Origin of the sequence: Stutzerimonas stutzeri, from assembly GCF_002890915.1 — a bacterium.
Taxonomy (GTDB): Bacteria; Pseudomonadota; Gammaproteobacteria; order Pseudomonadales; family Pseudomonadaceae; genus Stutzerimonas; species Stutzerimonas stutzeri_AF.
In genome coordinates this window covers 642,995-661,426 of the sequence record NZ_POUT01000002.1, presented here as the reverse complement: position 1 = coordinate 661,426, position 18,432 = coordinate 642,995, and the positions used below count along the sequence as shown (strand labels likewise).

At 65.1% G+C, this 18,432-nt stretch carries 11 protein-coding genes; 5 read left to right on the top strand and 6 right to left on the bottom strand.

What is annotated here, in order from left to right:
* Positions 1 to 16: 16 nt before the first annotated feature.
* Both CXK94_RS06855 and CXK94_RS06850 read right to left on the bottom strand, forming a co-directional pair.
* Positions 17 to 1,828 carry a putative bifunctional diguanylate cyclase/phosphodiesterase gene (locus CXK94_RS06855; protein WP_102893745.1) on the bottom strand — a complete coding sequence of 604 codons (1,812 nt, stop codon included), beginning with the start codon at positions 1,826 to 1,828 and terminating at the stop codon, positions 17 to 19.
* A gap of 59 nt (positions 1,829 to 1,887) precedes the next feature.
* A complete protein-coding gene (locus CXK94_RS06850; protein ID WP_102893744.1) occupies positions 1,888 to 3,516 on the bottom strand; it encodes a methyl-accepting chemotaxis protein in 1,629 nt (542 codons plus the stop codon).
* A 221-nt stretch (positions 3,517 to 3,737) separates the two neighbouring features.
* On the opposite strand from CXK94_RS06850, the gene CXK94_RS06845 reads away from it, so the two are divergent.
* Positions 3,738 to 4,085, top strand: a complete 348-nt coding sequence (locus CXK94_RS06845; protein ID WP_256046061.1) for a helix-turn-helix domain-containing protein — start codon at positions 3,738 to 3,740, stop codon at positions 4,083 to 4,085.
* Between the two features lie 418 nt (positions 4,086 to 4,503).
* Here CXK94_RS06845 and CXK94_RS06840 read toward each other — a convergent pair whose 3' ends face one another.
* The gene (locus tag CXK94_RS06840; protein WP_102893742.1) at positions 4,504 to 4,812 is read right to left on the bottom strand and encodes a hypothetical protein; all 309 of its coding nucleotides are present in this window, start codon (positions 4,810 to 4,812) and stop codon (positions 4,504 to 4,506) included.
* A 525-nt stretch (positions 4,813 to 5,337) separates the two neighbouring features.
* Between CXK94_RS06840 and nirB the strand changes: the two genes are divergently transcribed.
* From nirB to cobA, 4 genes are all read left to right on the top strand, one after another.
* Positions 5,338 to 7,794, top strand: a complete 2,457-nt coding sequence (gene nirB / locus CXK94_RS06835) for a nitrite reductase large subunit NirB (RefSeq protein ID WP_037036969.1) — start codon at positions 5,338 to 5,340, stop codon at positions 7,792 to 7,794.
* A gap of 32 nt (positions 7,795 to 7,826) precedes the next feature.
* Entirely contained in the window at positions 7,827 to 8,156 is a 330-nt protein-coding gene (gene nirD, locus CXK94_RS06830) for a nitrite reductase small subunit NirD (RefSeq protein WP_037036966.1), read from the top strand.
* A gap of 100 nt (positions 8,157 to 8,256) precedes the next feature.
* Positions 8,257 to 10,962, top strand: a complete 2,706-nt coding sequence (locus tag CXK94_RS06825; protein ID WP_102893741.1) for a nitrate reductase — start codon at positions 8,257 to 8,259, stop codon at positions 10,960 to 10,962.
* A gap of 86 nt (positions 10,963 to 11,048) precedes the next feature.
* Positions 11,049 to 11,789, top strand: coding sequence for a uroporphyrinogen-III C-methyltransferase (cobA, locus tag CXK94_RS06820; protein ID WP_102893740.1), 741 nt, complete (start codon positions 11,049 to 11,051; stop codon positions 11,787 to 11,789).
* Positions 11,790 to 11,840: 51 nt separating this feature from the next.
* On the opposite strand, the gene CXK94_RS06815 is transcribed toward cobA, so the two are convergent.
* The 3 genes from CXK94_RS06815 to pepN form a co-directional block, all read right to left on the bottom strand.
* A complete protein-coding gene (locus tag CXK94_RS06815; RefSeq protein WP_102893739.1) occupies positions 11,841 to 14,213 on the bottom strand; it encodes an efflux RND transporter permease subunit in 2,373 nt (790 codons plus the stop codon).
* A 15-nt stretch (positions 14,214 to 14,228) separates the two neighbouring features.
* Positions 14,229 to 15,230 carry a WD40/YVTN/BNR-like repeat-containing protein gene (locus CXK94_RS06810; RefSeq protein WP_256046063.1) on the bottom strand — a complete coding sequence of 334 codons (1,002 nt, stop codon included), beginning with the start codon at positions 15,228 to 15,230 and terminating at the stop codon, positions 14,229 to 14,231.
* 425 nt (positions 15,231 to 15,655) lie between these two features.
* Complete coding sequence (gene pepN / locus CXK94_RS06805) at positions 15,656 to 18,316, bottom strand: aminopeptidase N (RefSeq protein WP_102893737.1); 2,661 nt, start codon at positions 18,314 to 18,316, stop codon at positions 15,656 to 15,658.
* Positions 18,317 to 18,432 lie beyond the last annotated feature (116 nt).

The following is an 18,432-nucleotide window of genomic DNA, read 5'->3' as shown; positions in this document are numbered from 1 at the left end:
TGCGCGCCGGGAGTCCTCAGTCGGGAACGATGGCATCGGCAAGGCGCCTGGCCTGCCCAGCCCTGGAGGCCAGCCACGCCTCCAGCTTCGCGGGAGGCAGCGGCGCGGAGAAGAGATAGCCCTGCCCGACCCGATACCCCATCCGGGCCAGGATGCACCGCTGCGCCTCGGTTTCGATCCCTTCGGCCACCACCGACAATTGCAGGCTCTCACCGAGACGCAATACCGCCTCGCTCAGGGTCCGGCTGGCAGCATCGCGCTCCAGATCGCAGACGAAGGCGCGATCCAGCTTGAGCTCCTGAACGGGCAGACGGTGCAGGTGGCTCAGGCTGGAAAAGCCGGTGCCGAAATCATCCATCGACAATGAGACACCCTGGGCGTGAATCTCCTGGAGGGTGGCCAGGAACACGGGAGTGGTGTCCATCAGCACGCTTTCGGTTATTTCCAGCGTCAGCTCGGCGGCCGGAACTCCATGCCGGGCGAGCGCGTGCGCAACGGTCGCCGGCAGCTCGGGATTCTGGAAGTTGGAAGGCGACAGGTTGACCGATATCGTCGGAACCGCCAGCCCGCGGCGGCGCCATTCGGCCAGTTGGCGGCAGGCTTCGTGCAGCACCCAGCGCCCGAGTTCGTCTATCAATCCGCACTGCTCGGCCAGGGCAACGAAGTGGGCGGGCGAGATATTTCCCAGTTGCGGATGATGCCAGCGAGCCAGCGCCTCGACCCCGCGCAAGCGGCCATCCTCGAAGCAGACCTGTGGTTGGTAATGCAGCTGCAGCTGGTTCTGTTCGATGGCCATGCGCAGCGCATCTTCCAGCGCCAGGTCCTGGGGCGAGCGCATCTGCTCCTCGCTGAAGAAACAGAAACGCCCCAGGCCACAGGCCTTCGCCCGCTGCAGCGCGATGTCGGCGCGCTGGACCAGCGTATCGATCTCCTCGCCGTCGGTGGGAAACAGGCTGATGCCCAGGCACGCCGACAGCACGAGCGGGACATCGGCGATCCGGCAAGGCCGACTCAGGATCGACAGCAGCCGCTGTGCCGATGCGGCGGCCTGCTCGGCATCGCACCAGGGCAACACCAGCGCGAAGGTATCCGCCGAGAGATGGGCGACGATGTCGCAAATACGCTGCTCCTGCCCGAGGCGCTGGGCGACCAGGCTCAGCAGCTCATCCCCACCGGTTCGGCCGAGGCAATGGTTGATCCGCTTGAAACGGTCCAGATCGACCAGCATCACGGCGAGTGGGCGCTTGTCGCAGCGGGCCTGGACCAGCGTCTGGGCGGCCCGGGTCCCTAGCAGGCTGCGGTTGGGCAATCCGGTCAGGTCATCGTAGAACGCCAGCCGGTCGATACGGGCACGGTTTTCCTCACGCTCCAGGGCCAGCGCGCAGAGCGGCAGGCAGGTCTCGATCAGTTGCCGGTGCAGCGGGGTCGGTGCCGCCGTTTCCTGCGGCTGCACCGCGAGCACGGCGAGCACCCGGCCATCGCCGGACAGTATCGGCGCCGCCCAGAAGCACTTCGTGTCTCGCGATGCGGTGATGGCATGCAGGCTCCGGGGTGTAGCCACCTCGATGGCGGTTGGTGCCGTGCAACCGTACAGACCATCACCGGCCAGGCCCTCCAGCGCCTGGATCTGCCGTGCGGACAGGCCGGAGCCGGCCAGTGGGCGCAACATCCCCTGCTCGTCGATACGCAGAATGAAGGCGATCGCATCCGGCGCTATGCGCTCGATCTCCTGGCAGATCAGGCTCGCCTGCTCCGCCAGGGGGACCGCGCGCAACAGGCTGGCGATTGCCTTCCCGGTGAGGTCCATGAGTTCGCGTGCGCTTGGCATAGGACGATTCGCTGTGATTTGTGGCCGGATGTAGGGCGGATCGCGGCTGGCAGCGGGCCCTAGAGCTTGAAGTGCATCACCATCTCGTTGAGTTCCACCGCCAGGCGTGACAGCTCGTTGCTGGCCGCGCTGGTCTGGTTGGCGCCTGCCGCGGCGCCGGTGGAAAGGTCGCGGATATTGATCAGGTTGCGATCCACCTCGCGTGTCACCTGGGCCTGTTCCTCCGCCGCGCTGGCGATCACCAGGTTGCGCTCGCTGATCTGCATCACGCTCTGGAAGATGTCCTCCAGTGCCTGGCCGGCGCTGCGAGTCGAATCCAGCGAAGACTGCGCCCTGCGGGTGCTGGCCGTCATCGACCCGACGGCCTCGTCGGTGCCGTTGCGGATGCGACCGATCATCTGTTCGATCTCGCCGGTCGACTCCTGGGTTCGCTGGGCCAGGGTGCGCACCTCGTCGGCGACCACGGCGAAGCCGCGCCCGGCCTCACCGGCACGTGCAGCCTCGATGGCGGCATTGAGCGCCAGCAGGTTGGTCTGCTCCGATACGGCACGGATCACATCGAGCACCTTGCCGATGCTGTGTGCCTGCTCGGCCAACTCCCGCACCAGTTGCGACGTGACCTCGATGTCCCGGGTCATCGCTTCCACCTCGGCGAGGGTAGCCTGCACCTGGACGCGGCTCTGCTGCGCCAGTTCATTGGAATCATTCGAAGCCTGCGCCGTGGACACCGCATTGCGCGCCACTTCATCCACGGCGGTGGTCATCTCGTTCACCGCAGTCGCCGCCTGTTCCAGCTCTTGGTGCTGCCGATGCAATCCACGATTGGACTCCTCGGTGACGGCACTGAGCTCTTCGGCGGCCGAGGCCAGTTGGTTCGAGGAATTGGTGATCCTGCCGATGGTTTCCCGCTGGCTTTCCTGCATGCGGGCGAGCGCAGCGAACAGCACGCCGATCTCGTTGGTCGAACGCACCTCGATCCGGCTGGTCAGGTCGCCGCCGGCGATGCGGCCGAAGATGCTGCCGACCTCGCGCAATGGAGCGAACACACGGGTGGCGATAAACCACCAGCAGCCGGCCGCCAGCAACAGGGTGATGGCGGTCAGCAGGATGGCTTCGGTCAGGGCCAGCGCATAACGGTCGTGGGCATCCTGCATGACGGCGGTGATATGCACCTCCATCCGCTTCTCATAGGACTGCATCACCTTGTCGAAATCGTCATTCGCCGCCCGGGCCGTCAGGTTGACTTCGATGTAGCGACTCTGCGAGCCGCCTTGCAGGGCCTGCAGCTGTTCGTCCAGCGCCGCATGGTAAGCGGTGAACGCCTGTAGCAGCTCCTGCTCCAGGCTCTGCCAGGACACCCCGGCGCTGTTTCCGCTGAATGCATCGAAGGCGCTCTCCGCCTCGTCGACCAGTCTCCGGGTAATGGCCAGTGTGGCCTGGGCCTTGTCCAACTCCCCGGCAGTGGTTTCCAGGAACGCCCCGGCCATGCCGACGCGGGCGCGCAACAGACGAGCATAGGCGCGCTGCAGCTGGCCGTTGCGCTCGATGCCTTGCAGATACAGGTTCTGAATCTGCTCCATGCTGATCTTCGCGCCTCTCCAGGCGGTGAAGGTCGACACCAACAAAGCCACGATCAGCGTGCAAAGAACGATCGATATTCCTGTGCGTATTTTCAGGTTGGCCAGCATTCCCTTTCTCCCCACGAAAAACTCCAAGCGGCGCTCTAGATAGCCCGTTGACAGCACAACTATCGCTCTCGGCTGTGACAGGGGTCAACAGAAAAATGACGTTTAACGTCTACCATGTAGACGCTAAACGTCCTTCGCTTGTGGAGCTTGTGCTCAGAAAATAACTCAAAACGTCATATGAAATGACGTGAGAGGCCAAGCGAATGAAGGACAGAGGACTGGTGTACGAAGTAGGCGCGGCGATCGCCGTCCGTCGCAAGGCAAAGGGCCTGACCCAGGCACAGGTAGCAGAAATCATGGGCGTCGAGAAGGAAACGATCAGCCGCATGGAAAACGGAGTGATATCACCGACACTGCCCCGGCTGCAGCAGATCGCCGAAATCCTCGAATGCTCGCCGAGCGATCTTTTCCGCAGCGGCCCCGCCAAAGCGGCCGACCACGCTCAATCCATCGGGGAAATGATTCAGGACCTGCCCGAGAACGAACGGATGCTGGTGGTGAGCTTTGTCAGCGAAGTGGTCAAGGTGTTCAAGGCCAGAGGAACCGCCTGTGGCGATGACGAGCGATAGCCTCGTGTCCGGCAGGCCGCACACAGGCCGGGCCGGGCCAGCTCACCTGAAATCCGCAGCATCAAGCCCACCTCGCACCTGGCATCACGTTCGCCGGGCTTCGCTACGCTCACCCCGACTTGCGAAGCTGGCGTTTCCGGCACCTGTATGCACCCAAGCGTCGCTCATTGCACGAGGATGCCGAAGCCTGCGCGATGGGTTCCGGTTCGCAGGGTGGGCAATGGCGAAGCCTTGCCCACGCGCGACGCGGATCATTCTTTTGCCCACCGTAGGAGGAGCCCGCTTGCGGGCGATCGGACGCAACGCCGATGATCGCGGCAAGGACTCGGCGTCCTCCCGGTCTCCTACGGGTGCGGTATGCACACAGCGGCTTGCTCGGGGAATGATCTGAGGCCGCCCCTGAAACCCGTGCAGACCACTAGCGTCGGACGATCAGCCCCTGGCGTGCCACACGCGTCAGTTCGCGGATGCACTCTTGCAGCGCCTCCGCCGCAGGTGCCTGGATCACCGCCAGGTCGAAGCTGTCGTTGGCGAAACGCGCCAACGACTCATCCGCCGCCGCGAACTGCACGAGCAATGCCCTGGCTTTGCCGTTGCGACGCGGCCAGCCGTCGAGATAACGCAGCAGAGACGGCTGGTGGGCGCCGCCGAGGAGAACTTTCGAATGGGATCGGAACGGCCCGCTGGTGATCGGGGCCAGGCGCAACTGGGTATGCTTCACGTTCATGCTGTTCGACTTCCGCCTCGGGGATTCCGCTGGGCAGCGGTGGGAGGCGACACCGGAACCAGCGCTTTAGCGGTATTTCGAAGCCATCGGCTCCAGGCGCCCCGCAAGTAGCTGACTAAATCGGCGCATGGACCGAACTTTAGGAAGCCGACCGCCGGCTGTCAATCGCCAATATTCCGTCCGAGCACCCGCTGCGCTGCCATTGGCGCCCCCTAGGCGCCCCGGAACTTGCACCATGACGGCGCAAGCCGCTGCATAACGGTGCGCCACATATCCCGCCCTGGCGTGAGTGATCGCATACAAACCCTTGAAAACAAAGGTTTTGCCAAGTTGGCACAGCCTCTGCAATGCGAATGGCGAAGAACATACGACCTGACCCTCAACGTGGAGCGGCAGGTTTCCCGACTGAGCGGGACACGGACAAAGGCGTCCTCACTGGGTAACCAGTGGGACGCCTTTTTTGTTGTTGAAATTTTGGTGCCGGAGCAACGGCAACCAGCAGACCGACCCGGTGCGGAGAACGGCATGAAGAAACTCAAACTGGTGATGATCGGCAACGGCATGGCCGGCGTGCGAACCCTCGAGGAGCTGCTCAAGCTCACCTCCGAGCTCTACGACATCACGGTGTTCGGCGCCGAGCCGCACCCGAACTACAACCGCATCCTGCTTTCCCCCGTCCTGGCCGGCGAGCAACAGTTCGAAGAAATCGTGCTCAATGACCTGAACTGGTATGCCGAGAACGACATCCGCCTGATGCTCAATCGCAAGGTGGTGAAGATCGATCGCGCCCGGCGCCGGGTCATCGCCGACGATGGCAGCGAAGCAGAATACGACCGCCTGCTCATCGCCACTGGCTCCAACCCGTTCATCCTGCCGATCCCCGGCAACAACCTGCAGGGCGTGATCGGCTACCGCGACATCGCCGACACCCAGGTGATGATGGAGACCGCCAAGACCCACAAGCATGCTGTGGTCATCGGTGGCGGGCTGCTCGGCCTCGAGGCGGCCAACGGCCTCAAGCTGCGCGGCATGGACGTCACCGTTGTGCACATCGGCGACTGGCTGATGGAGCGCCAGCTGGACAAGACCGCTGGCACCCTGCTGCAGACCGCGCTGGAAAGCCGGGGGCTGAAGTTCCTCCTGCCCAAGCACACCGCCGAACTGCTGGACAATGGCGAAGGCCGCGTCTGCGCGGTCAAGTTCAAGGACGGCGAGGTGATTCCCGCCGACCTGGTGGTGATGGCCGCCGGCATCCGCCCCAGCAGCGAGCTGGCCGAACAGGCCGGCATCCCCTGCAACCGCGGCATCCTGGTCAACGACACCCTGCAGACCTACGACCCGCGCATCTACGCTGTCGGCGAGTGCGCCAACCACCGCGGCATCGCCTACGGCCTAGTCGCCCCGCTGTTCGAGCAGGCCAAGGTCTGCGCCAACCACCTGGCAATGCTCGGCTTCTCCCGCTACCTGGGTTCGGTGACCTCGACCAAGCTCAAGGTCACCGGTATCGACCTGTTCTCCGCCGGCGACTTCATCGGCAGCGAAGGCACCGAGACCATCACCCTCTCCGACCCCATCGGCGGCGTCTACAAGAAGCTGGTGATCAAGGACGACGTGCTGGTCGGTGCCTGCCTCTACGGCGACACCGCCGACGGCGGCTGGTACTTCCGCCAGGTGCGCGAAGGGCAGAACGTCAGCGAGATCCGCGACCACCTGATGTTCGGCGAGAACGCCATCGGCGATGCCGGCCATCAGGGCCAGAACAAGGCCATGTCGATGCCCGACGACATGGAGGTCTGCGGCTGCAACGGCGTGTGCAAGGGCACCATCGTCAAGGCGATCCAGGAACACGGGCTGTTCTCGGTCGACGAGGTGAAGAAACATACCAAGGCCGCCAGCTCCTGCGGCTCCTGCGCCGGGCTGGTCGAGCAGATCCTGATCAACACCGTCGGCGGCGCCGCCGACGTCAAGCCGAAGAGCGAGAAGGCCATCTGCGGCTGCAGCGACCTCAACCACGGGCAGGTGCGCAAGGCGATTCGCGAACACCACCTGACCAGCATTCCGGCAGCCATGGCCTTCATGGAATGGCGCACGCCCAATGGCTGCGCCACCTGCCGCCCGGCGTTGAACTACTACCTGATCTCCACCTGGCCGGGCGAAGCCAAGGACGATCCGCAGTCGCGCTTCATCAACGAACGCGCCCACGCCAACATCCAGAAGGACGGCACCTATTCGGTGGTGCCGCGGATGTGGGGCGGCGTCACCAATGCCGCCGAGCTGCGGCGCATCGCCGACGTGGCGGACAAGTACCAGGTGCCGATGGTCAAGGTCACCGGCGGCCAGCGCATCGACCTGCTGGGCATCAGGAAAGAAGACCTGCCGGGCGTCTGGAAGGACCTGGACATGCCCTCCGGCCACGCCTACGGCAAGTCCATCCGCACCGTGAAGACCTGTGTCGGCAGCGAATTCTGCCGCTTCGGCACGCAGAACTCGACGCAGATGGGCATCGACCTGGAGCACGCGCTGTTCAACATGTGGTCGCCGCACAAGGTCAAGCTGGCGGTCTCCGGTTGCCCGCGCAACTGCGCCGAATCCGGCATCAAGGACGTCGGCATCATCGGCGTGGACTCCGGCTGGGAGCTGTACATCGGTGGCAACGGCGGCATCAAGACCGAGGCCGGCGAGTTCTTCGTCAAGGTCCGCACCGCCGAGGACGTCATGGAATACAGCCTGGCGTTCCTGCAGCTCTACCGCGAGGAGGCCTTCTATCTCGAACGCACCGTGCACTACCTGCAGCGCGTTGGCATGGACCACATCAAGAAGGCCGTGCTGGACGATGCCGAGCGGCGCAAGGCGCTGCACCAGCGCCTGCTGTTCTCGCTCTCCTTCGAGCAGGACCCGTGGCAGGAGCAGCTCTCCAAGCCACAGCTGAAGAAGGAATTCGAGCGCATCGCGGTCAAGCAGCTGGAAACCGAAAACGCCTGAATATTTGCGGCTTTACCGACTGGAGAAACGACATGAACTGGCTCGATATCTGCGCACTGGATGAGATCAACCCGCTCGGCTCGCGCATCGTCGCCGGCCCCAAGGGCGACATTGCCATTTTCCGCACCTCGGACGATCAGGTCTTCGCCCTCGACGACCGCTGCCCGCACAAGGGCGGTCCGCTGTCGCAGGGGATCATCTACGGCAAGCAGGTCGCCTGCCCGCTGCACAACTGGCAGATCGACCTCGAAAGCGGCGAGGCGCTGGCCCCCGATGTCGGCTGTGCGCATCGCCACGAGGCGCGCATCGAGAACGGCCGCGTGCTGCTGGCGCTGAACATGCGCGGGGAATGCGCAGCGTAGGCTGGGCAACGCTCCGCTTGCCCACCAATTTCTTCGCGCGATGACGGTGGAAAACGCTACGCGGTTTTCCACCCCACGATAACCTCCTGGAGACGACGCCATGCGTATGACAACCGCCTCGACCTGCTGCTACTGCGGTGTCGGCTGTGGCGTGCTGATCGAGCACGACGGCGAGCGCATCCTCGACGTGGCCGGTGACCCCAAGCATCCGGCCAACTTCGGCAAGCTCTGCAGCAAGGGCTCGACCCTGCACCTGACCGGCGATCGCGATGCCCGCGCGCTGTATCCCGAGCTGCGCCTGGGCAAGGCCCTGGCCCGCAGCCGGAGCGACTGGGACAGCGCCCTGGAGCACGCCGCCAACGTATTCGCCGAGACCATCCGCGAGCACGGCCCGGACAGCGTGGCCTTCTACGTCTCCGGCCAGTTGCTGAGCGAGGATTACTACGCCTTCAACAAGCTGGCCCGCGCCTTGGTGGGCACCAACAACATCGACTCCAACTCGCGGCTGTGCATGTCCTCGGCGGTGGTCGGCTACAAGCGCAGCCTGGGCGCCGACGCCCCGCCCTGCTCCTACGAGGACATCGAGCAGAGCGATTGCCTGCTGATCGCCGGCAGCAACATGGCCTACGCGCATCCGGTGCTGTTTCGCCGCCTGGAGGAAGCCAAGGCGCGGCGGCCGGAGATGAAGATCATCGTCGTCGATCCGCGGCGCACCGACACCTGCGAGCTGGCCGACCTGCACCTGGCGATCCAGCCGGGCACCGACGTCGCCCTGTTCCATGGCCTGCTGCACATCCTGATGTGGGAAGGCTGGATCGACCGGCGCTTCATCGATGCCCACACCGAAGGCTTCGACATCCTGAAAAGCCTGGTGCGCGACTACAGTCCGGCGATGGTCGCCGACCTCTGTGGCATCGCCGTCGAAGACCTGCAAAGCTGCGCGCGGCTGATCGGCAGTGCGCCCGCGTTCCTCAGCCTCTGGTGCATGGGGCTGAACCAGTCCACCGCCGGCAGCGCCAAGAACAGCGCGCTGATCAACCTGCACCTGGCCACCGGCCAGATCGGCCGCCCCGGCGCCGGCCCCTTCTCCCTCACCGGCCAGCCGAACGCCATGGGCGGTCGCGAAACCGGCACTCTGGCCAACCTGCTGCCGGGCCATCGCGACGCGGCGAACGCCTCCCACCGCAGTGAAGTCGCCGACCACTGGGGCATCGAGCAGTTGCCGAAGAGCCCCGGGCTGTCCGCCATCGAACTGTTCGAGGCGGTACGCGACGGCAGGATCAAGGCGCTGTGGATCGCCTGCACCAACCCGGCACAATCGCTGCCGGACCAGCAGAAGATCCATGAAGCCCTGGCCGCCTGCCCCTTCGTGGTGGTCCAGGAAGCCTTCTTCACCACCGAGACCTGCCGCCACGCCGACCTGCTGCTGCCCGCCGCCAGCTGGGGCGAGAAGGAAGGCACGGTGACCAATTCCGAACGTCGCGTCAGCCATGTGCGCCGCGCCGTACCGGCGCCGGGCGAGGCGCGCGCCGACTGGGCGATCACCTGCGATTTCGCCCGGCGCCTGGAGCGCCGCCTGCGCCCCGGCCAGCCGAGCCTGTTCGCCTTCGACAGCGCCGAAGCATTGTTCGAGGAGTACAAGCCGCTCACCGCCGGCCGCGATCTCGACTACAGCGGCCTGAGCTATGCGTTGATCGACGCCCTGGGTCCGCAGCAATGGCCCTTCCCGGCCGGCAGCGAACAGGGCACCGCGCGGCTTTATGGCGACGGTGCGTTCCCTACCGCCAATGGCCGGGCGCGCTTTATCGCCGAGCAGTTCCAGGCGCCGAAGGAAAAGCGCGAGGCGCGCTTCCCGCTCACCCTCAACACCGGCCGCCTGCGCGATCAGTGGCATGGCATGAGTCGCACCGGCACCGCGGCGCGGCTGTTCGGCCATGTCGAGGAAGCGCTGCTCGGCATGAGCGGCGACGACATGCGTCGGCGGCGCCTGCTCGATGGCCAACTGGTGAAGGTGAAAAGCCGGCGCGGCAGCCTGATCCTGCCGGTACAAAAGGACGACAGCCTGCGCACCGGCCAGGCGTTCCTGCCGATGCACTGGGGCGATCGCTTCCTCAAGGGTCTGGGCAGCAACGTGCTGACCCTGGCCAGCGTCGACCCACTGTCGAAACAACCCGAGCTCAAGCATGCCGGCATCGAAGTCGAGCCGGTCGAGCTGCCCTGGCAATTCTTCGCCCTGGTGGAAGGCACGGTACAGGAACGCTTCGAGGCGCTGCGGCCGTTGTTCGAGCGCTTCGCCTATGCCAGTTTCAGCCTCGGCGGGCGCGAGCGGCCGGCGCTGCTGATCCGCGCCGCCGGCAACACGGCGCCTGCCGCCGCGGAACTGGAAACCATCGACCGTCTGCTCGGCCTCGACCAGGGCCCAGTGCTGGCCTATGACGACCCCCGCCGCGCCGTCGGCAAGCGCGTGCGCATCGAGGACGGCCGCATCGTCGCCCTGCGCCTGGCCGGCGAGACCGCCGCACGCCAGTGGCTCAGGGGCCTCTGGGAAAACGGCACGGCCGACGCCGAGCTGCGCCGCTGGCTGCTCGCCCCGCTCAGCGCGCCGCCGGGCGGCACGGCTGCCGGCAGCGAACGCACGCTGTGCAACTGCATGAACGTCAGCCAGAGCGCGGTCCGTGCCGGCATCGAGCGCGGTCTCGACCTCGCCGGGCTCAAGCAGGAACTGGGCTGCGGCACCAGCTGCGGCTCGTGCGTCCCCGAGATCAAGCGCCTGCTGGCCAGCCAGCCGGCGCCAGCGCATCCGTAGCTGGAAACACGCAGGGCTTTTCATCCGATACAAACTCCCGCGCGGTCAACGCTTCGCGGTTATCGACCCAACACGAGGATTAGTTCATGAGCGCAAAAGTCTGGCTGGTGGGCGCTGGCCCTGGCGATCCGGAACTGCTGACCCTCAAGGCGGTGCGGGCACTGGGCGAGGCCGACATCGTCATGATCGACGACCTGGTCAACCCCGCCGTCCTCGAGCACTGCCCGAACGCCCGGGTGATCCCGGTGGGCAAGCGCGGCGGCTGCCGCTCCACGCCGCAGGCGTTCATCCACCGGCTGATGCTGCGCTATGCCCGCCAGGGCAAATGCGTGGTGCGCCTCAAGGGCGGCGACCCGTGCATCTTCGGTCGCGGCGGCGAGGAAGCCGAGTGGCTCGGCGCGCGCGGCATCGAGGTCGAGCTGGTCAACGGCATCACCGCCGGGCTGGCTGGCGCCACCCAGTGCGGCATATCCCTGACCCAGCGCGGCGTCGCCCGCAGCGTGACCCTGGTCACCGCGCACACCCTGGATGACAGCAGCCCCGAATGGCAGGCCCTGGCGCAGAGCGGCACCACGCTGGTGGTGTACATGGGGGTGAGCAAACTGGAGCAGGTACAGGCCGGCTTGCTGGAAGGCGGCCTCGCCGCTTCGACACCGGTGGCGATGATCGAAAACGCCTCGTTGCCACAGCAGCGCGAATGCCGCTCCAGCCTGGCCGGCATGTGCCGCGACGCCCGGACGTTCCAGTTGAAGAGCCCGGCGATCCTGGTGATCGGCGAAGTGGCCGCGCAAGCTGCCGTGGCGACCCTCGGCAAACGCGCCGGCTAGAAACCCGGCACCGGCCAGAAACGAAAACGCGGCCCCGAGGGGCCGCGCTTTTTAATTCACCACGACGCTCACGTCTGGCTGACGCAACTTCTCCGGCTTGATCAGGAAGCGCGCCAGGGCCGGCAGCAGCCAGATCGCGCCGACCATGTTCCAGAGGAACATGAAGGTCAGCATCAGGCCCATGTCGGCCTGGAACTTGATCGCCGAGAACACCCAGGTCACCACACCGATGGCCAGGCACACGCCGGTGAAGATCACCGCCTTGCCGGTGGACTTCAGCGTCTGGTAGTAGGCTTCCTGCAGGGTCAGGCCCTGGCGCAGGAAGGACTCCAGGCGGCTGTAGATGTAGATACCGTAGTCCACACCGATACCCACGCCCAGGGCGATCACCGGCAGGGTGGCGACCTTCACGCCGATGCCCATGAAGGCCATCAGCGCGTTGCCGAGGATCGAGGTCAGCACCAGCGGCAGGATCACGCAGAGCGTGGCCGCGACGGAGCGGAACGTCAGCAGGCACATGAAGCTCACTGCCGCGTAGACCGCGATCAGCATGGTGGTTTCCGACTCGGCGATGACCTCGTTGGTGGCCGCCTCGATACCGGCATTACCCGCCGCCAGCACGAACTCCAGCCCTTCGCGGTTGTTTTCCTCGGCGAAATCCTTCGCCGCCGCGACCACGTGCTCCAGCGTCTCGGCCCGGTGATCGTTGAGGAACACCAGCACCGGCGCCAGCGAACAGTCGCTGTTGTACATGCCTTCGGCACGGGCGATGGAGTTGTTCAGTACGTGCTGGTTGCGCGACAGCGTCTCCCATTTGAGGCTGCCCTCGTTCATGCCCTTGATGCCCTGGCGCGCCACCGAGACCATCGACACCGCCGACTGCACGCCCTCGGTGTTCTGCATCTTCCACATCAGCTCGTCCATAGCGGCCAGCGTGTCGTAGTGCGAGCAGCCTTCCGGCGCGGTCTTGACCATCACCACCAGCACGTCGGAACTGGTCGAGTAGTTGCGAATGACGAAGTCGTTGTCCAGGTTGTAGCGCGAGTCCGGGTGCAGCTCCGGGGCGCCCTGGTCGAGGTCGCCGATCTTCAGGTTCTGGCCGTACCAGAGCCCGCCGGCCAGCGCCAGCATGGCGATGACGATGGAGATCGGAGCCACGGTCGGGCTGGCGAAGCTGGACAGCAGGCGCCAGAACGGATGATCGTGCGCCGCCTCTTCGCGGGCCTGCTTGATGGCCTTCTGGCTGATGCCCATGTAGGAAATCGCCACCGGCAGCAGGATGAGGTTGGTCAGGATGATCACCGCCACACCCAGCGAGGCGCCGATGGCCAGTTCGCGGATCACCCCGATATCGATCAGCAGCAGCGTGACGAAGCCCACCGCGTCGGACAGCAGCGCCACCATCCCCGGAACGAACAGCTGGCGGAACGCCAGGCGCGCGGCGGTCACCGAATCGTCGGTATAGCCCGAAGCCATGGCGATGCCGTTGATCTTCTGTACCCCATGGGAAATACCGATGGCGAACACCAGGAACGGCACCAGCATCGAATAGGGGTCGAGACCGAAGCCCAGGGTGTGCAGCAAGCCCAGTTGCCAGGCCACCGCGATCAGGGTGGTGACCACCACCGCAATGGTGCTCTTGAAGCAACGGGTGAACCACAGCAGCAGCGCGAAGGTAATACCGATGGCGACGATGAAGAACAGTGCCACGCCGACCAGGCCATCGATCAGGTCGCCGACCTTCTTGGCGAAGCCGATGATGTGCACCTTCACATTGGGGTTCTGCGCCTGGTACTTGTCGCGGATCTTCTCTTCCAGTTCATGGGAGAACTGCCGGTAATCCAGCTTGATCTGCCTGCCCTGGTCCTCGGGGTCCGGATAGGATTCGAGCAGCGGCACGTCGATGATGCTGGACTTGAAGTTGTTCGCCACCAGGCGGCCGATCTGCCCGGACTTGAGGATGTTGTCGCGCAGGTCCTCGAGGCTCTCGGGCGAGCCGTCGTAGGTCTGCGGAATCACCTCGCCGCCGGCGAAGCCTTCCTCGGTGACCTCGGTCCAGCGCACGCTGGGGCTCCACAGCGACTTCATGTTGGAGCGGTCGACGCCGTGGATGTAGAACACCTCGTCATGGATCTGCCGCAGCGTCTCCATGTACTCCTTGGAGAAGATGTCACCCTCCACGGCCTCCACCGAAATGCGCACGGTGTTGCCGAGGTTGGCCAGATCGTTCTGGTGCTCGAGCATCTTCTGGATATAGGGATGCCCCAGCGGGATCATCTTCTCGAAGCTGGTCTGCGGGCGAACCTGGGCCGCCTGATAGAACAGGAAGACGCTGATCAGCGCGCAGATGACGACCACTGCCGGCCGGTTGTTGAAAATCAGGCGCTCGAGAAACGACGCCGGTTTCTGATGATGCTTGGTCATGCAAACTCTCCCGGCTTATTGTTTTGGGGCCAGATCCGCGCCCGATGGCGAGGCGATGCGCACACCACCCTGCCCTACCAGGATCAGGTTGCCTTCCGAAACGGAGGTGACGCCCGACAGCGAACGACGATCGGGCCGGCTATAGACCTTGAAGGTGCGGCCCTGGTCGTTGCTGGTCAGCACTACGCCGCCATGCCCGACCACCACGATGCGCCCATCGCTCAGCAGGCTGCCGTCGGCCAGGCCGGACTCCAGTGCGTAGCCGTTGCCATTGCTGAGCTCGATCGGGTTCCAGCTATCGCCGAAATCGTCCGAACGGAACAGGTGGCCGCGCAGGCCGAAGGCAATCACCACGCCGGGCTCGGAGCCGCCGACCACGCCGAAGAACGAGCCTTGATAAGGCGACTCGACCGTTTCCCAGGTCTGGCCCAGGTCGCTGGAGCGGAACATGCCGCCCATCTCGCCGACAATGAACAGGCCGGAGCCTTCGATGTGGGCAATGGCGTTCAGGTGAAAGCCGTCCTCGTTATCGAGCCGTTCACTGATGTCGTCCCAACTCTGTCCGCCATCGGTGGTTTCGATCAGCGCGCCGTAGGCGCCGACGGCGATGCCGTGCCGCTCGTTCTCGAACCAGACGTCGAGCAATGGCGCCTCGCGCTCGCGCTCCTCGTACTGCACCGTCCAGCTTTCACCGCCATCGGTGGTGGCCAGTACCAGCGCATCGTGCCCCACCGCCCAGCCGTGCTTGGCGTCGGCGAAGTCGACGGCGGTCAGCAGTTGGCGGGTCGGCACCTTGGCCTGGGTCCAGCTCCTGCCCGCGTCATCGGAATAGAGAATGTGGCCACGATCCCCCGCGGCGACAAGGCGTTCGCCGGCCTGGGTGATATCGAGAAGAAGAGTGGAAACGGCTTTTGCCGACTCGATCGAGTAGCGCGTCTGAGTGTCCGTAGCGGCCTGCACCGCCACCGGTGCCGTGGCCAGCAGCAGAAGCGAGACGACACCGCAGAGCGAGAGCACACTGGCTAGCGACGAATGAAAGCGCGATGCCCCGAGGTGGGTTGCGACCACCGCACGGCCGGATAGTGTGCGCCGCAGAACGGGCTCACTCATACATACCCCCTTTATTCTTATTAGGTAAGGCCTGTTGTGGCAGGCGCAGCCATGCTAGCCAGCTTTATCGAGCGCTTACAATTGGCCGGACGTTATGTTTTGTTAACTCTCAACCGATGATTATCGGCCGATCAGCGACGCTGATGGAGCGAAAGGCCATCACGCAGAGACGGCGTGCGCACACCGCCGCTGTAGCCAGCTGACTGGCGATCGCCGTAACGCCGATGATCGCCAGCAAGGCCTGGGCGTCCCCAAGCCTACAAATCCCGTGGGCTCAGCCCACCGAGGAAGAAGCCGGCCACCCGGCTCACCCTCAACTGCCGGAGCGAACCTCAGGCCAGGCTCTTGCTCACCACTTCGTAGACGTCGCTGGACAGCTCGCCGGAGGCCAGGATGCGCTCCAGCTCATGCTTCATCAGCGCCTGGCGCGCAGCATCGTACTTGCGCCAGCGGGTCAGCGGCGCCAGCAGGCGCGAGGCGATCTGCGGATTCAGCGCGTTGAGCACGATCACCTGTTCGGCGAGGAAGCGGTAGCCCGCGCCATCTGCCCGGTGGAAGTTGACCAGGTTCTGGTTGGCGAAGGCGCCGATCAGCGCGCGGACCTTGTTCGGGTTCTTCAGGGTGAACGCCGGGTGCTTCATCAGCTGCTGGACGCGCTCCAGGCCGCCGGGCAAGGGGTTGCCGGCCTGCACGCTGAACCATTGGTCCATGACCAGCGGGTTGTCCTTGAAGTGCTCGGCGAAGGCCTGCAACGCCTTGTCGCGCTCGGCCTCGAACGGCGAGTTGACCAGCACCGCCAGCGCGGTGAGGCGCTCGGTCATGTTGTCGGCCTGCTCGAACTGCTCCAGGCAAGCCTGCAACACCTGCGGTTTCTCGCCGAGCATCAGGTAGGACAAGGCGATGTTCTGCAGCGCACGGCGGGCGAAGTGGCTGGCCTCGGCCACATAGGGCGTCTGCCGCGATTGCTCGCGGTTGGCCTGATAGCGCTGCCAGAGCGGCTCGAACAGCGCATCGGCGATGCGCTTGCGGGCGAACTCGCGGGCGGCGTGGATGGCATCGACGTCGGCCACCTCGCTGATCTCGGTGAGATAGGCCTCGCTCGGCAGCGAGAGCATCTCGGCGACCATCGCCGCGTCGAGTACCTCGTTCACCAGCACGCTGCGCAGCGCCTGGAGCAGACGCTCGTCCATGACCAGCGGCTCGCCGCGCTGCTGCTGGCCGATCAGTTCCTGCAGCACCTGCACCGACAGCTGCTGGCCGGCCTCCCAGCGGTTGAAACCGTCGGAATCGTGCTGCATGAGGAACATCAACTGGTCGCGGCTGTAGGGGTATTCCAGCTTCACCGGCGCGGAGAAGCCGCGCAGCAGCGACGGCTGCGGCTGCTCGGCGATGTCGACGAAGGTGAAGCTCTGCTCGGCTTCGCTGACCGCCAGTACGCGCGAAGTGCCGCCAGCGGCCGCTTCGCCCTGCAGCCGCAACGGCAGTTCGCGACCATCGGCGGCCAGCAGCCCCAGCGCCACAGGAATCACGAAGGGCTCCTTGGTCGGCTGGCCCGGCGTCGGCGGGCAGCTCTGGCGGAAGGTCAGACGGTAGGTCTGCGCGGCCGCATCGTAGTGCTCGCTGACCGACAGGCGCGGCGTGCCGGCCTGGCTGTACCAGCGCTTGAACTGGCTGAGGTCGACGCCGTTGGCGTCTTCCATGGCCTTGACGAAATCGTCGACGGTCACTGCCTGGCCGTCGTGGCGTTCGAAGTACAGGTCGCTGCCCTTGCGGAAGCCCTCGGCGCCCAGCAGCGTCTGGATCATGCGCACCACTTCGGCGCCCTTCTCGTAGACGGTCAGGGTGTAGAAGTTGGAGATCTCGATGAAGGATTCCGGACGCACCGAATGCGCCATGGGCCCGGCGTCTTCGGCGAACTGGTGGGTGCGCAGGTAGGCGACGTCCTCGATGCGCTTGACCGTCGGCGAATTCATGTCGGCGGAAAACTGCGAGTCGCGGAAGACGGTGAAGCCCTCTTTCAGCGACAGCTGGAACCAGTCGCGGCAGGTCACGCGGTTGCCCGACCAGTTGTGGAAATACTCGTGGGCGACGATCGCCTCGACGCGCTGGTGCGCGGCATCGGTGGCGGTCTCGGCGCGGGCCAGCACGGCGCTGGAGTTGAAGATGTTGAGGCCTTTGTTCTCCATCGCGCCCATGTTGAAGTCGTTGACCGCGACGATCATGAAGATGTCCAGGTCGTACTCGCGACCGTAGGCCTCCTCGTCCCACTTCATGGACTTCTTCAGGCTGTCCATGGCGTGCTGGCACTTGTCGATGTTCTCCGGCTCGACGTAGATGCGCAGCGCCACATCGCGCCCGCTCATCGTGCGGAAGCTGTCCTCGACGCACCAGAGGTCGCCCGCGACCAGGGCGAACAGGTAGGCCGGCTTCTTGAACGGGTCCTCCCAGGTCGCCCAGTGACGGCCATCGTCCTCGCTGCCACTGGCGATCGGATTGCCGTTGGAGAGCAGCACCGGATAGGTCTTCTGCTCGGCGCTCACGGTGGTGGTGAACTTGCTCATCACGTCCGGACGATCGAGGTAGTAGGTGATCTTGCGGAAGCCCTCGGCCTCGCACTGGGTGCAGAACATGCCGCCGGACTTGTACAGCCCCTCCAGCGCGGTGTTGCGTTCCGGGTGGATGCACACGCTGCTGTCGACGACGAAGGCGTCGCTGTCCGGCTGCAGGGTCAGGCAATCCTCGCCGAGCTGATAGTCGCCCAGGCCCAGCTCACGGTCGTTCAGCGCAAGCGACAGCAGTTCCAGCTCCTGGCCATGCAACTCCAGCGGTGGCAGCTTGCCGGCCGGGCGCTCGGGGTTGCGGCGCATCACCAGCTGGGCATGCACCAGGGTGCGGTCCTCGTACAGCTCGAAGGTCAGGTGGGTTTCATCGATCAGGTACTCGGGCGCCTGGTAATCCTTCAGATGAATGACTTTCGGTTGTTCGGTGCGCATGGAAACCTCGTCGGCTGAGCTTCAAGCGGCAAGCTTCAAGCGGGAAAGTGGCGATGGTGCCAGCCCCGTGGGCCGGGCTGCGAATGGTTCGAGCTTAACGTCTGTCGCGGGTGACT

Coding starts and splice junctions, on each gene's coding strand:
- CXK94_RS06855 (WP_102893745.1), bottom strand. CDS start 1,828: ATGCCAAGCGCACGCGAACTCATGGACCTCACCGGGAAGGCAATCGCC.
- CXK94_RS06850 (WP_102893744.1), bottom strand. CDS start 3,516: ATGCTGGCCAACCTGAAAATACGCACAGGAATATCGATCGTTCTTTGC.
- CXK94_RS06840 (WP_102893742.1), bottom strand. CDS start 4,812: ATGAACGTGAAGCATACCCAGTTGCGCCTGGCCCCGATCACCAGCGGG.
- nirB (WP_037036969.1), top strand. CDS start 5,338: ATGAAGAAACTCAAACTGGTGATGATCGGCAACGGCATGGCCGGCGTG.
- nirD (WP_037036966.1), top strand. CDS start 7,827: ATGAACTGGCTCGATATCTGCGCACTGGATGAGATCAACCCGCTCGGC.
- CXK94_RS06825 (WP_102893741.1), top strand. CDS start 8,257: ATGCGTATGACAACCGCCTCGACCTGCTGCTACTGCGGTGTCGGCTGT.
- cobA (WP_102893740.1), top strand. CDS start 11,049: ATGAGCGCAAAAGTCTGGCTGGTGGGCGCTGGCCCTGGCGATCCGGAA.
- CXK94_RS06815 (WP_102893739.1), bottom strand. CDS start 14,213: ATGACCAAGCATCATCAGAAACCGGCGTCGTTTCTCGAGCGCCTGATT.
- pepN (WP_102893737.1), bottom strand. CDS start 18,316: ATGCGCACCGAACAACCGAAAGTCATTCATCTGAAGGATTACCAGGCG.